The organism is Pseudoroseicyclus sp. CXY001 (assembly GCF_041714655.1).
Taxonomy (GTDB): Bacteria; Pseudomonadota; Alphaproteobacteria; order Rhodobacterales; family Rhodobacteraceae; genus Pseudoroseicyclus_A.
Window position 1 is genome coordinate 640,131 of sequence record NZ_CP168219.1, and the last position, 14,463, is coordinate 654,593.

The 14,463-nt window shown below is 72.1% G+C and carries 10 protein-coding genes; 3 read left to right on the forward strand and 7 right to left on the reverse strand.

All coding sequences use genetic code 11. The features are described 5' to 3' along the window. Position 1: 1 nt before the first annotated feature. The 6 genes from hydA to ACAZ03_RS03350 form a co-directional block, all read right to left on the reverse strand. Positions 2-1,414, reverse strand: a complete 1,413-nt coding sequence (gene hydA, locus ACAZ03_RS03325; protein WP_373355939.1) for a dihydropyrimidinase — start codon at positions 1,412-1,414, stop codon at positions 2-4. Between the two features lie 291 nt (positions 1,415-1,705). Continuing rightward, positions 1,706-2,647, reverse strand: a complete 942-nt coding sequence (locus ACAZ03_RS03330) for a LysR family transcriptional regulator (protein WP_373355941.1) — start codon at positions 2,645-2,647, stop codon at positions 1,706-1,708. Between the two features lie 78 nt (positions 2,648-2,725). Continuing rightward, positions 2,726-3,655 (reverse strand): dihydrodipicolinate synthase family protein, encoded by a 930-nt coding sequence (locus ACAZ03_RS03335; RefSeq protein ID WP_373355942.1) that lies wholly within the window; start codon positions 3,653-3,655, stop codon positions 2,726-2,728. A 220-nt stretch (positions 3,656-3,875) separates the two neighbouring features. Continuing rightward, on the reverse strand, positions 3,876-5,210 hold the full coding sequence (locus ACAZ03_RS03340; RefSeq protein ID WP_373355943.1) for an FAD-dependent oxidoreductase: 1,335 nt from the start codon (positions 5,208-5,210) through the stop codon (positions 3,876-3,878). 3 nt (positions 5,211-5,213) lie between these two features. Continuing rightward, on the reverse strand, positions 5,214-5,627 hold the full coding sequence (locus ACAZ03_RS03345; protein ID WP_373355944.1) for a DUF3830 family protein: 414 nt from the start codon (positions 5,625-5,627) through the stop codon (positions 5,214-5,216). Between the two features lie 197 nt (positions 5,628-5,824). Continuing rightward, complete coding sequence (locus tag ACAZ03_RS03350; protein WP_373355945.1) at positions 5,825-6,808, reverse strand: LuxR C-terminal-related transcriptional regulator; 984 nt, start codon at positions 6,806-6,808, stop codon at positions 5,825-5,827. A 169-nt stretch (positions 6,809-6,977) separates the two neighbouring features. On the opposite strand from ACAZ03_RS03350, the gene ACAZ03_RS03355 reads away from it, so the two are divergent. Genes ACAZ03_RS03355 through ACAZ03_RS03365 form a run of 3 tightly spaced genes read left to right on the forward strand, consistent with a single transcriptional unit; the run spans position 6,978 to position 13,487 of the window. Continuing rightward, the gene (locus ACAZ03_RS03355) at positions 6,978-9,161 is read left to right on the forward strand and encodes a VWA domain-containing protein (RefSeq protein ID WP_373355947.1); all 2,184 of its coding nucleotides are present in this window, start codon (positions 6,978-6,980) and stop codon (positions 9,159-9,161) included. Continuing rightward, complete coding sequence (locus ACAZ03_RS03360) at positions 9,158-12,535, forward strand: hypothetical protein (RefSeq protein ID WP_373355948.1); 3,378 nt, start codon at positions 9,158-9,160, stop codon at positions 12,533-12,535. The genes ACAZ03_RS03355 and ACAZ03_RS03360 overlap by 4 nt, the downstream gene beginning before the upstream one ends. A gap of 10 nt (positions 12,536-12,545) precedes the next feature. Continuing rightward, positions 12,546-13,487, forward strand: coding sequence for a hypothetical protein (locus ACAZ03_RS03365; protein ID WP_373355950.1), 942 nt, complete (start codon positions 12,546-12,548; stop codon positions 13,485-13,487). Between the two features lie 24 nt (positions 13,488-13,511). Here ACAZ03_RS03365 and ACAZ03_RS03370 read toward each other — a convergent pair whose 3' ends face one another. Further along, positions 13,512-14,450: a 2-hydroxyacid dehydrogenase gene (locus tag ACAZ03_RS03370; RefSeq protein ID WP_373355951.1), complete on the reverse strand. Its 939-nt coding sequence runs from the start codon at positions 14,448-14,450 to the stop codon at positions 13,512-13,514. Between the last annotated feature and the right edge of the window lie 13 nt (positions 14,451-14,463).

Sequence of the window (14,463 nt, forward strand, 5' to 3'; positions counted from 1 at the left end):
GTCAGGAGGCGTCGGCGACGAGCGGGGAGCGATCGCGCTTCAGGTAGCGCCCGCGCGGCACATCGCCGACCGGCTCGCCATCTTCCACGATCACGGCGCCGCCGAGGATCGTCATGACCGGCCAGCCGGTGATCTCGATTCCCTCGAAGGGCGTGTAGTCCGATCCGTGATGGAGCCTGTCCTGCGTGATCGGGCGCGTCAGCGACGGGTCCCAGATGGCGATGTCGGCGTCGGAGCCGACGGCGATCTCGCCCTTCTGGGGGTAGAGCCCGTAGGACTTGGCGTGGTTGGTGGCACCGAGCCGCACGAACTCCGTCAGCCCGATGCGGCCCGTCCTGACCCCTTCGGAGAAGAGGATCGGCAGCCGCGTCTCGATGCCGGGTATGCCGTTCGGGATGCGGCGGAAGCTCTTCAGCCCGTCCGGGGTCTTCTTGCCGGTGTCGCTTTCGAAGACGAAGGGGCAATGGTCGGAAGAGAAGAGATCGAAGGTCCCGTCCTGGATCGCCGCCCAGCAATCCGCCTGCGCCTGCCTGTCGCGCGGCGGCGGCGAGCAGACGTATTTCGCGCCCTCCCAGCCCTCGCGGTCGAGGTCGTCCTCGGTCAGCACCAGGTATTGCGGGCAGGTCTCGGCGGTGACCTTCACCCCCCAGCCCCGCGCGCGGCGGATCTCGTCGATGGCGGCACCGTTGGAGACATGGACGATCACCACCGGCGTATCGACGATCTCCGACAGGCTGAGCGCCCGGTTCGTCGCCTCGCGCTCCACCGGAACGGGCCGGGTGGTGGCGTGGAACTTCGGGGCCACATCGCCGCGGGCGAGATGCTTGTCGACGAGGAAGCGGATCGCATCCTCGTTCTCGCAATGCACCATGACGAGCGCGCCGTGCTCGCGGGCGCAATCCATCGTCAGGAGGATCTCGTGATCGTCGAGGCGCAGGCCCTCGTAGGTCATGAAGACCTTGAAGGAGGTATAGCCGTCCTCGATCAGCGCCGGCAGCTCTTGCCCGAGGAGGCTCGGTGTCGGGTCGGTGACGATGAGGTGGAAGCTGACGTCGCACCAGCTCTGCCCCTCGGCCTTGGCGTGATACTCGGTAAGCACCTCGCGCATCGTGCGGTCGTCCTCCTGCAGGCAGAAGGGCAGGACCGTCGTCGTGCCGCCGCAGATGGCAGAGCGCGTGGCGCTGTCGAAGCCGTCGGCCATGACCACGCCGCCGCCCTGCGGCTGGGCGATATGGACATGGCTGTCGATGCCGCCGGGCACGACGATCTTGCCGGTTGCGTCGATCTCGCGCGTGGCGGGGCCTAGATCGTGGCCGAGCGCCGCGATCCTGCCGCCGCTGACGGCGATATCGACGGACAGCACCTCTCTGGAGGTGACGACCGTGCCGCCCCGGATGAGAAGGTCGTAGGTCATGGCGTGCTCCCCTGGTCTTTCGGCGCTCGCGCCGCATCAGGGCGGCCGCCTGCCTTCGGCAGCCTGTCGCGCGGGCGTGCCGGGCGCAAAGGCGGCGGCGGAGGGGTGGCGGCAGGGTGCGGCGGGTTGCCTGGCGAGAGGCGCGCCCGAAAAGCACGAAAGGTCAGTCACTTGCCGGAGGCCGCCGCGCCGGGTTCCTCGCCGCTGGCGGTGGAGCGATTTGCCGCGCGAATAGGCGAGGGCCGGTTTGTCATACCCTCGCGCCCAGGCAGGCGGCGATGGCGGGCCGGCTCACACGCCGCCGCCGGCCTCCTCCGGCGCCTCGGCGCCCGGCACTGGCAACGAGCCCGGCACCGCCGCCAGCACGTCGCGCGCGGCGGAGACATAGCGGCTCGCCAGCCGCGAGATCGGCCTGTGGCTGGCGGTGATGGAATAGACGTTGAGCGGCAGCGCCGGCCGGAACGGCCGCAGGACCAGACCCTCCGGCAGCAGCGCCTGCGCGGTGAGCGAATCAAGCACCGCCACCCCCAGCCCCTGTTTCACGCAATGGAGCGCCACGTTCTGGAACCGCGCCTCGATGCGAGAGCGGAAGGGCACGCCGGCCTCCTCGAAGGCACGCTGCACCATCGCGTGGATATGGCCGACGCGGGGCGCGACGATGAGCGGCCGGTCGCGCAGATCTTCGGGGGAGACGACGGGCAGGGCCGCCAGATCGTCGTCCGCCGGGCAGACCAGCACCATCTCCATCTCGTGGATCACCTCGAAATCGAGCCCCGAGCGCGAGAGCGGCGACATGGCGAAGCCGATGTCGCCGAGCCCGCTGTCGATGGCGTCGAGAAGCCCGTCGAGCGTGGCCACCTCGATCTCGATCTGCACGTTGGAATGGCGGCGCGAGAAACAGGCGAGCGCCTTCGGCACCAGGCTCTCGGACAATTCCGCCGTCGCGAGGATCGTCAGCCGCCCGGCATTGCCTGCGCCGATGTCCTGCGTGCGGCGGCGGAATCCCTCGTAGACCGCGAAGAGAAGGTCGGATTCCTCGAAGAGCATCTCCGCCTCGCGGGTGGGCACGAGCCGCCCGGCGATCCGGTCGAAGAGCGCGCAGCCGAGCTGGCTTTCCATATGCTTGATGGCGTTGGAGACGGCCGGCTGCGACATGCCGAGCTCGCTCGCCGCGCCAACGGTTGTCCGCCGGCGCATGACGGCTCGGAGAATCTCGATCTGGCGGAGGTTCATCGCTGCAACCGGCCTGCTCTTGCCCGTGGGCGCTGTCTGCAAGCCTATTGGCGCTCCGCCGGGCTGTCCACCGCGGGCTCAGGCCGGACAGAGGGCGTGATCGAGCGCCGCCCGCAAAATCGACTTTTCGCCCGCGTCGAGGGCGCCGATGGGCGCACGGCAATGACAGGACTCGAGCCGTCCCATAAGGGAGAGGCAGGCCTTCAGCCGGGCAGAGACCAGCCCGCCCGGCGCATCGCGATAGATCGCCTCCGCCAGCGGCGTGATCCGGGCATGAAGCGCCGCGGCCTCGCGGAGGTCTGCCGCCTTCACGGCCTTGTAGAGCGCGACGACCAGGTCCGGCACCACGGCGGCCAGGCTGACGATGCTACCCTCGGTGCCGATGGCGAAACTCGTCATCAGATGCTCGTCGCCGGAGGCCATGACGGCCACGTCGGGGCGCAGCTCCCGCGCCAGCCGGCGCGTGCGGTCATAGGCCGAGGTCTCCCAGCTCCCTTCCTTGATCGCCGCCACGCGGGGCAGCGCCAGCAGCTCGCGCATCAGCTCGGGCGGAAAGGACATGCCGCCCCCGGCGACGGAGGATTTGAAGAGCACGATGGGCAGGCCGCTGGCCTCGTGCAGGGCCCGGTGATGCGCCAGCACGGCGCGCGGGTCGATGCCGCCCATCCAGGAAAAGGGCGCGAAGATCATCAGGGCATCGGCGCCCTCGGCCTCGGCATCGGCGGCAAGCGCCAGCGCGTCGGCGGTGGTCTCGGCATTTATGCCGGCCATCAGCACCCGGCCCGGGGTGGCGGCGCGCGCGGTCTTGAGGATGGCGCGGGCCTCGTCGCGGTGGATCATCGCGTTCTCGCCGGCATGGCCGTTGACCAGCAGGCCCTCGATCCCCGGCACCGCGCAGACGGCGGCAGTGTGGGCCGCCAGCGCCCCGTGGTCGATCTGACCGTTCTGCCGCATCGGCAGGATCGTGGAGGCATAGACGCCGTGAGGGATGCGTGAGGGCCGGGCCATGAAACCGCCTGTCTGTGTCGCCTCACTCGGGTGTAGGGGGCGGAGCATGTCGCTTGAAGGCACAGCGCCGCCCGCTTCTATCATGAGCGAGGCGGGGCAAATTCGGTGCGGTTATAGGGCCTTGGCCGGGGCCGTGCCGCTGCGGAGCCCCGCGAACGGGCCGCGACCCAGGGTAAGGTCCGCGCGCTAGGGGTGCGGAGCCGGAGGGGCGGGGAAAGCGTCAGGCGGTCGCCATGAGGCGTGCCGCGGCGGCCCGGCCGGAGCGGACGGCGGCATCCATGTTGGGGAAGTCCATCCAGTCGCCGGCGAGCGCCAGGCCCGGCGGTGTCGCCATGACGAGGCGCCGCGCGTCCGGCCCCTCGGGATGTAGATAGGGCGCGCCCTCCGGCCAGCGGCCGAGGACGATCTCCTCGATGCGGCCCCGCGCCTCGGGGAACTCCGCTTCCAGATCGGTGCGGAAGAGCGCGTCGAGCTCGCTGTCGGAGCGGCAGAGCAGCTCGCGCGCGCCGGCGGCACCCCGAAAGAGCATCAGGCTCTCGCCTTTGGCGCGGCGCACATCGAGCGGCACGGTCGTCGCCTGGTTGAAGAGGACGGAGAAACTCCGCCCCGGCGTGGCGATGGCATAGATCTCGTCCCAGGGGGCTGGCGCCTCGGAGGGTGCCAGCCGCACGGCGGCCGTCAGGAAGGCGCCGTAGCGCACCCTGTCCAGCTCGTCGGTCACGGCGGTGGGCAGGCCGGGCGCGATGCGGCGGGTGACGCTGGCCGGGGTCGCCAGAACGATCTGGCGCGCGACCACCCGTTTGCCTTCCGCCACCTCCACCTGCCAGGCGCCGCCCGCGTCGCTCACCGAGGTCACGGTCGCGCCGAGCCGCAGATCGTCACCGAGTTCACGCGCGAGCGCCGCCGGAAGCAGGCCCGAGCCGCCGACCAGGTTGTTGCCGGGGGAGCTCTGCGTCCAGACATTCGCGAAGGAGCGATAGCCATGCCCGGCCGACATCTCGGCGGGGCTGGCGCCGGTGCGCTCCGTCAGCGCGGCGATCAGCGCATCCGTCTGCGGATGGAGCGGGCCGAGCCGCGCGGCCAGCGTCGCGTCACGTTCGAACTGCGCGAGCGTGGCGCGCCGGGTCTCGGCCGGCAGGTCCACCAGCCGCCGCTGCAGCGCGACGGCGCGGGCGGAGCCGGTGCGCAGGTTCAGCCCGGCGCGGACAAGATCGACGCGCGCCGACCAGGGCAGATCGAGGAGGAGCGGATAGGTCTCCGCCCGCGCGCGGAGGAGCCGCCGCCCCATGCGGCTCAGCCCGATGAGCCGCCCGTCGATCGGGGCCGTCGTCAGCCCGGCGCGGGTGACCAGCTCGCCCACCGGCGTGCCCGGCCCGTCGACCATATGGCCGCCGAGGTTGAGCCAGAGATCGCCGCGCGGCAGGGAATGCAGCCGCCCGCCCGGCCGCTCGGCCTGCTCGAGAAGCAGCACCTCGCGCCCGCGGTCGCGCAGCTCGAGTGCGGCCGCAAGCCCCGCGAGCCCCCCTCCGACGACGACAACATCCGCCGCTTCCATGGCTCAGCGGCTGATCGAGATGTCGAGGGCGCCTTCCCAGAGCGTCTTTCGCCCGAGCTCCGCGATCCGGTCGAGCTTCTCGGTGACGGAGAGAAAGTGGTTGCCGGCCAGCGGCCCGGCCTTCGAGGCGAAGCTCACGCCGCCATAGGCGAGCAGCAGTTCCGTCTCGGAGATGCCGCCGGGATAGAGGATCATCTGCCCCGGAGCCGGGTGGCAGGTGGCATCCTCGAAGCCGACGCCGAAATCCATGTCGCCGAGCGGCACCCAGACGGCTTCTCCCGACCACCGGACATGCACGATCCGGCTCTCGAAGGGCAGCCGGGCGAGGATGGCCTTCACGGTCTGCGGCGATCGGTCAGGATGCAGCACCGCGCTGAAGCGTTCGCCGTCGATGGCAAGGGTCGCTTGCTCTGTCATCTGTGCCTCCGGTGTTGCCGCCTGTCCTCACATCGCGCGCGCAACCGGGGCAGACAATCGACGGGCAATCAGAATTGCCGGGTTGACCATTCGGAAAGCGAATAGGCCGGGCCCCGCCGTTTGCCGGTTTTTGCTTGTGGAAAGAGGCGTCTATCCGAAGCTGGGGCAGCAGACGCCCACCCGTGCCCGTCGCCCGATCACGCCCCCCGCGGCGGCTCGGCCTTCCTCACGAAGGTCAGCCGGCGGGGCCGGGCGGGCAGGAGCGCGGCGCGCGCCTCGAAGGCCGTCTGATAGCCGCCGGTCGCCTGCGCGCCCGCGAGCGCCCGGTCGGCGGCGCGCCGGCTGATGCCGAGCTCTGCGGCGGCGACGTCGAGGCTGAGCCCGGCGGCGAGGAGCTGCACGATCTCCTCCGCCCGGCCGGCGCTGCCTTGGCGAAGCTCCAGATGGCGGTGGCGCAGGCGCATCGCCTCGTAGTGGAGCTGCGGGATGTCGCTCTCGATCCGCGCCGCGAAGGCCTCCTCCCCGATGCCGCGGTAGATCATCGCGCACATGAGCCGGTCGGCCTCAGAGGTGCCGGGCAGGGCCATCACCACGCCGCGCGCGAGCCCGGCGCGGAGAAACACCCTGTCCATCTCGCGCACCTCGGGCGGCGGGTCGTAATGCGGCGAACGGGTCCAGGCCTCGAGGTCGAGGACCAGCGGCTCCCAGCTCGTCGCGACGTGATTGACGGCCAGATTGGCATCGTTCGGGATCGAGATGTCGTAATCGACGCCCGGCGGGAAGCGCACATGCGAGCCCATGTGCTCGACCCGGCCAGAGGGTGTCAGGCCAAGCTGCGACCAGGCGAAGTCGCGGATGCCGAAGGGCGCCAGCCGCGTCAGGAAATCGTCGAAGATCCGGGTCAGCGCGCTCTCCGGTTCGTCGCGCTGGCTGCCGAGCGGGGCCGAGGGCCGGCTGCTTTCGGCGAGCGGCGGGCGCAGGTCCATGTTGCGGGCATGGCTGGCGAGGCGGAGCGTTGTGCTCTGGCCGAGCTTGCGGCGGAGGTCGGCGAGATGCCGGTCGACGGTGACGACAGAGATGCCGAGCCGCTCGGCGATCTCCTGCCGCCCGGCGCCCTCGGCGAGGAGGGTAAGGACCGCGCGCTGGCGCGCCGTGATGTCTGCTCGGTCCGTCTCGGTCATGCCGTCCCGATCACTGGTGGCGGGCAGCCTGGCCCGCCGTCCGCATCCTGGCGTGAATACGACAGAATTGCCGGATTCCTGCAATGGCCTTGAGATGTTCCGGGCTGTTGAATGGCCGGGCCCGCGGCCCCGCTGCGCGGCTCCCCTCAGCAGGAACCGGCCTCACATCATGCGCGCTCTCGTTCTTTTCGCCTGCCTTTCGGCTCTCGCCCTCCTGCCGCGCCCTGCGACGGCGCAGGATTTGCCCTCCACCATCATCGTGCTCGACGGCTCGGGCTCGATGTGGGGCCAGATCGACGGGCGCACGAAGATCGAGATCGCCCGCGACACGCTGGCCGAGACCATCGCCGAGCTGCCGGAGGATCAGGCGCTGGGCCTCATGGTCTATGGCGCCGAGCGCCGCGGCGATTGCGCCGACATCCGCCTTGCCGTGCCGCCCGGGCCCATTGCCCAGACAAGCGGACCCATCGCGGCGGCCGCGGCGGCGGTCACGCCGCTCGGCAAGACGCCCCTGACCGACGCCGTGCGCGAGGCGGCGCGCCTTCTCCGCGCGACGGAGGATGCGGCGACCGTGGTGCTCATCACCGACGGGGTGGAGACCTGCGAGGCCGATCCCTGCGCGCTCGCCCGCGAGCTCGAGGCGACGGGCACGGATTTCACCGCCCATGTGGTGGGCTTCGGCCTCAGCGAGGAGGAGGGGCGGGCGGTTTCCTGCCTCGCGGAGGAGACGGGCGGGCGGTTCATCCTCGCCGGCGACGAGACTGCGCTGGGCGAGGCGCTCCGCCAGACCTTCGCGCCGGTCGCGGAGCCCGAGCCGGTCGTCGTGCCGGAGGTAGAGGTGACGCAGACCACCCCCGCCCGCAACGTCGAGCTGCGCCTCCGCGAGGCCGAGGGCCAGCCGGTGATGAACGCCCGCGAGATCACCTCTCTGGTGCTCGAGGGGCCGGGCGGCGCGCGGCTCGAGGTGCGGCCCGAATACGATCGCGATGCGACGGCGGTTCTGGATCTGGCGCCCGGCGAGTGGGTGCTCCGCATCGACCGGGTCGAGACCGAGGGCGAAAACACCGGCTTCGACGCGGTGGCCCGCTTCACGGTGGAGCCGGGCGACGGCGCGCAGGCGGTGGAGATCGTCCTCCGCGGCTGGCTGACGGTCGAGACGCTTCTCTGGCCGGGCGCGCCGCTCGAGCCGGGGCAGGCCGTGGCCTCCGCCGTCGCGGGCACCGCCGTCGCCAATTACCAGCTCTTCGCGCTGGCGCCGGACGGCACCCTCTCGGAGGAACCCGTCGCCAGCGGCACCCGCGGCTTCGACGAGGGCGTGCCGCCGGGCGACTACATGCTGCGCGGCACATTCGCCCGCACCATCACCCGCGACATGCCGGTCAGCGTCCCTGCCGGCGAGACGGTTATCCTCCCCTTCGATTTCGGCCTCGCCCCGGTGACCGTGGCGGCACTCGACGCGGCCGGCCAGCCCGTTGCCCGGCAGACGGCCGGGCTCGCCAATGCGCCGGGTGAGAGCGCCTGGGTGCGGGGCTCGGGCGGGCTCAATGCCGACGGCTCTCGCAACCCCTTCTTCCTGCCGCCGGGCGTCTGGCGGATGAACGTGGGTCAGGAGGGCGGCGGCGCCAGCCGGTCTGAGATCCTGATCCGCGTGGAGCAGCCCGGGCAGCCTGTCGACATCACCGTCGGGCCGGGCGAGCAGCTCAGCGAGGCCGACCTCGCCGCGCTGACCGCGCCCGACCGGATCGGCTGCGCCGCCATCGTCGGCGCCGGCCACAAGGCCTGCCTCGTGCCCTATGAGGCGGACCATCTCGCCCCGGCGGGCGGGGCGGGCGCCGATGCGGCTCCCGACACGGCCCCCGACACGGGCCTCGCCAATCCCGAGCCGACGCCGGAGGAGTTCCTCCCCGATCCGGACGCTCCTCCGAGCGCGCTGATGGGCGGCACCGTCCCCTTCGTGCCGGTGGAGACCTGGGGCATCATCGCCGAAGAGATCGCCTGCACCGGCAGCGTCCTGATGCTGGATGCCGACGGCTTCGCCGTGCTCCGCGTCGATCCCGGCGCGACGGGGCGCTGGTTCACCGGCCTCGCCGCCTATTGCGCCCCGGACGGGCCCGGCGCCCGCGATTGCCGCCCGCTCGAGCTCGGCCTCGACCGCGACACGGTGCTGATCGACAGCGCGCTGCTGGGCCAGCCGGGCTTCCGGCTGGAGGAGCGGGCCGACAGCGCCTTCCTGCAATTCTGCCCCGACGGGGCGGGCGAGTGCGGGCCGATCGCGCTGTGCGGCAGCAACGACATGCCGCCCCCGGGCCCGGGCGCGGCCGAGGGGGTGATGCTCGAAGGCAGCGGCGAATGAGGGCCCCCCGCGCCCTCGCCGCCACGCTCCTTGCGCTCTGTACGAGCGGCGGGGCCGCGGCGCAGGACCTGGGCCTTATGGAAGAGGCCATCGGCCAGCTCGATGCCCTTGCGGCCACCGCCGCCCCCGGCTGCCTCGTCGGCGCGCCGGTCTGCGCGGAGGACGGGCCGGAGGCGCTGGTCGCGGCGCTTTGCCGGGCGCTCGTGCCGGGCGTCGCCCAAGGGAGCTGCGGCGAGATCGCCCCACCCCGGGGCAGCGATCCCCGGCGGCTCTTCCTGGCGGTGCAGGACGGGCTGACGGCGGCGCTCGACGGCACGGTGCCGGGGCCGGACGGGCAGGCGCTCTCCGCCGCGATCCTCCGCCGGGCGACGGGCGAGCCGGTGGCGCTGCCGGTGTTGACGGCCCTGCCGCCCGCCACACCGGAGCCGGGGCCAGCGCCCGAGCCGGCGCCGGGAGCCGCCGCCCCCGCGTCCTCCGACCTTCCTGACCCGCTGCCCACGGATCCCGACGAGCTGCAGGAGCTGGCGCTCGCCCTCGTCTTCCGCGCGGCGCAGGAGGGGTGGGACGACGCACGGCGCGATGCGGCGCTCACCACGCTCCGCGATGCGCTGAACGGCGGCGCCCCGCCCCCGGGCGAGCCGGCGGAGCCCTCGCCGGCCGAGCTGATCGCGGCGGCCACCGCCCGGGCGCGCGGCGAGGAATCCTGCGCCGGTGTCACCATCGCCGAGGGCCCGGGGCCGCACCCGCCGCTCGCCGAGGTCCATCTCGACCTGCCGCCCGGCTTTCTCGGCCCGGACCGCGCCATGGCGGGGGTCTATATCGCGGGGGAGATCGCGCTGCCGCTCCTCCTGTTGCCCGGCGCAGACGGGCGGCCCGGCGTCACGCTGCCGCTCCACCCGGACGGGCTCGGCGGCGGCGCGGGCCGGATCGCCTTTGGCTGGGAGGATGAAGAGACCGGGGCGACGATCACCTGCCAGCCGATCCCGCTCGACATCGCTGCCGCAACGCCGGAGCCCGGCGCCTGGCTTACCGCCATGGCCGGCCTCGCCGATGCCACCGCGCTACTGGAGCGGGGCGCCAACTGGGCGGGAATGCCCATGGGCAGCCTGCCGCGCAGCCTCGAACGTGAGCTGGGCACACTCGAGGCGGAGTATGCCGAGCTTGCCCCCGAGGAGCGCGCCATCCTCGACCTTCTCGCGCCCCGGGTCTCCCCCGACCCGCAGTTCATCGCGGCCATGGGGGACTGGATCGATTCCCATCCCGCGCCCCTGCAGCGCGGCGCTCTCGATCTCGTCCCCGGCGGCCCCGAACGGCTCTGGCATGCCGCGGGCGGCGATGCGGGCGGGGGCCAAAGCAGCTCGCACATCTGCCCCGCCGATGCCCGCGAGATCCGCGAATGGATCCTTCTCGGCGAATACGGCCAGCACAACACCGACCCGCTGCTCCAGGCCGAGTTCACCGCGGGCACGGTGCTGGCGGGGGCCTCCGCCCACCTGCTCTTCGCTGCCGGCGGCATGGAGAAGGCGGGGCAATATGCCGAGCGCGGAATCGGCGTCGCGGCGGGAAGCTACAACCTTTTCATGAACTTCATGGCCGGCGTCGCGCCCTACAAGATCACGGCCATCGAGGGCCGGTTCGAGCACGAGACCCTCTCCGAGGACACCTCCGATCTGGTGCTGGAGCTGGCGGACGTCGCTCTTCATACCGACAGCCGCGGCTGGAGCCCGCTGCGCGGCGCCGTCGACCTGGGGCTGATCGTGCTGGCGGCGGCCGGGAAGACCACGCCCGTCGGCGGGCAGATCTCGCGGCAGGCCGAGCGGGTCGGGCTCGACGGGGTCACCAATATCGCCTCGCGCCAGGGCATGACCTTCGGCGCCGTCCTCTTCGAGGAGGGCGCGAAGGCGCTCTCCGCCACGCTCGGCGCCATCGCGGATGCCGCCCTGCTCGATGCGCTCTGGAAGGATGCCATCAGCGAGATCGAGAAGGACAACAACGGGCTCGTGCGCCCCCGCTGCCGGGTGCCGGACCCGACGCTCAGCGCCCTTGATGCCTTCCTCGTCGACCGGCACTGGCGGTCGGCGCGGCCCATCGAGGACCGGCCCGGGCAGTTCCTGCCGATCAACGAGGGGCTCGTGGGGGTCGAATTGTCGATCAAGCCCGATATCGAGCTGCCGAGAGACCGGGTCGCCGACCCCATCGAGGCCTGGATGGAGATCCTGCCCGCCGCGCTCGCCCCCGGCGAAAGCGACCTCGTCATCGAGCCGGGGCAGGAGGCCTATGTCGAGGTGACGGGCCTCAACCTCGAGAACCCGCTCGAGGTCGACTGGCAGGTCGAGGGTGACGCCGCGCTGAGCTGGGCCATCCCGTCGGCGTGGCCGCGCGACTGGCCGGTACTGCGGATCCTCACCTCGGACGACCCCGAGGATTTCCCGATCACGGTGACCGCCACCATGTCGTCGCTGACGCTCGAGGGCTCGCAGGCCGAGCCGCCCGTGCTCGCCCAGGTCATCACCACCGGCGAGGTCGAGGCCACCGTCCTGCCCGCCTGCGCCTGGCGCGGCGCGCGGGTCGAGGTGCGGCTCAATGACCTGCGGACGGGCCGGCCCCTGTCGCCGGCAGATTACGAATGGACGCCGGGCGAGGGGCTCACCAGCCTCGCGCCCGGCCTCTTCGGCGTGACCGAGACGGGCCCGCCGTCGCTGGTGCTCTTCGGCCGGCCTGGCGACCGCGGCAAGATCAACGCCGTGATGGTCCGGCGCGACTGCGCCTGCGGGCCCGAGGCCTTCCCCGATCTGGTGACCGAGCTGCAGCCCTTCTCGCGCAGCATGCTGGCGATGTTCGGGCAGCAGGCCTTCGCCTTCGTCGGCACCGGCACGGTGGAGATCAGCGGCGACATCACCCAGGTCGAGACCTTCCCGGGGATGCGGCTGACCATGCTGACGGCCCAGGATGAGACCGACCTCTCCTGCCGCTACACCTCGGCCCTCACCACCTCCGAGATGGGGATCGTCGAGGCGATGCGCTCGCAGCGCGCCGATCTCTTCTTCGACGATGCCGGCTCCAACATGTTCGACGGGACGGGCGGCTTCTCCTTCGCGGGGCCGGGCGTCATCGCCCCGGGCGGCGACGGATCGTTCAGCGCGCCGATCCCCTATCGGGGCGGCGAGCTCTCCGGCGGCTTCGAGCCGCAGCTTCCGCCCTTCGTCGCCGTGCAGGCCTTCGGGCCCGACCGGCTGGAGATCATCGCCCAGGCGCGGGGCTGCGACGTGACCGATGTCGATCGCGGCTTCCCCACCCGCCGCACGAATTTCTACGACACGCTGCGCACCTGCGCGACGCATGAGGCCCGCTTCATCGCAGACCAGAGGCCCTGAGGAGATGCCGATGCCCCCGTTCCCGACCCGCGCCGCCGCGCTCGCGCTTCTCGCCCTCGCCGCCCTCCCCGCGCAGGCCCAGGAGGGGCCCTATGCGGAGGCGGCCGGCATCTACTATGCCTCGCCCAATCCGCCGGCCATGTGCGCGATCCTGCCCTGGCTCTTCACGGCCGATGGGCAGCTCCTCGAGCGCAGCTTCGACGGCGCCGGCTATACGGCGACCGCCGGGTCGTTCTGCATGCCGGGGGAGGGGGGCGACGCCTGCTTCGGGGGCGAGATCGTGGACGGCGCGTTGGTCGTGCCGCGCGCCGATGGCGGCGCGCCGCGGCGGACGCTCTTCGTCGATCCCTCAGGGGTCCTCATCCTCGATGCCAGTGCCAATGTGCCGACGGCGCTGACGCGCTGCCCCGCCGACATCCCGCCGATCCTGCCGGGGATCGGCATCGAGGCGCTGCTCGCCGCCCCGCCGCCCGCCAGCGTCGATCTCACCGCGCTCGCCGTCCCGGTGACCGACGGCGCCCGGGGCTGGAACGAGCTCGGCGAGCCGGGCTTCCCCTTCGCCGGTCTCTGGGGCCAGCTTCCGGGGGATGAAGTCACGCGCGCCGCCGTCCGGCCCGGCCCCGAGGCGGATGAAAAACAGCTCGAGCTGGCGGCCGTCTATGTCGAGGATGCCTGCATCAACCGCCGCGTCGAGTTTTCCGACCGGGGCCGGCTGACGCAGTTCCGCGCCGGCACGAATGCCGAGCGCGTCGCGATGATGAGCGCCTGCACGCTCGGGGAGGACGGGCTGACCTGCACCGAGGGCGTGCGCCGCTCGGACGAATGGCTCCCCGACCCCGAGGGCGAGGTGCGCCGCTACGAGGTCTCGCGCGAGGGAGAGGACGTGCTCCTCTGCGTCGCGGGCGAGGCCGCCTGCTACATGCTGATCCCCTGCGAGGCGCCGGCCGAGTGAGGAAATCGCGCCGCCGCGCCGCGCCTAGAGCGTGACCTCATGGGGCAGGGGGCGCCCGTCGAAATAGGCGAGGACATTGTCCAGCGCCATGCGCGCCATGGCACCCCGCGCCTCGACCGTGCCCGAGGCATGGTGCGGATAGCAGGTCACGTTCGGCAGGGTGACGAGCGCCGGGTCCGGCTTCGGCTCGTTGGCGAAGACATCGAGCCCCGCGGCCCCGAGCCTGCCCTCCGTCAGGGCGGCGATCAGCGCCGCCTCGTCCACCACCGAGCCGCGCCCGACATTGACGAGAATGCCCTCCGGCCCCAGCGCCGCCATCACCTCGGCCGAGATCATGTGGCGCGTCTCCTCGCCGCCGGGCAGGCAGACGATCAGATCGTCCGCCCAGGCTGCCAACTCGGCCAGATCGGCGAAGCGGCGGCCTGGTGCGCCGGGCTTGTCGCTCCGCGCCAGATAGCCGATCTCCTTGCCGAAGCCCTCGGCCCGCCGCGCGACGGCCTGGCCGATCCGGCCCATGCCGGCGATGCCGAGCCGGCCGCCGGTGAAGCTGTGCTGCAGCGGATAGGACCCCTCCGCCCAGGCGCCGGAGGTCACATGGTGATGCGCCCGGGGCAGATCGCGCCGGGCGGCCATCAGAAGCAGGATGGCCGTATCGGCGACGTCATCTTCGAGGGCCGGCGAGACATTGCCCATGCGGATGCCGCGGCGCTTCAGTTCGGCAATATCGATCCCGTCATAGCCGGCCGAAGCGCAGGACAGGAATTCCAGCGCCGGCAGGCGGGCGAGGAAGGCCTCGTCGATCTTCTGGCCGCCATCGGTCACGAGGCCCCGGACGGCCGCGCCCTTGGCGCCAAGGAAGGCATCGCGGTCCTCGGCCTGGTCCAGCCGGTGCACCGTGAACCGCGCCTCCAGCTCGGCCTGCAATTCGGGGCGCAGCGGGGTGACGCTCAAGATCTCCGTCATGTCGGTCCTTTGT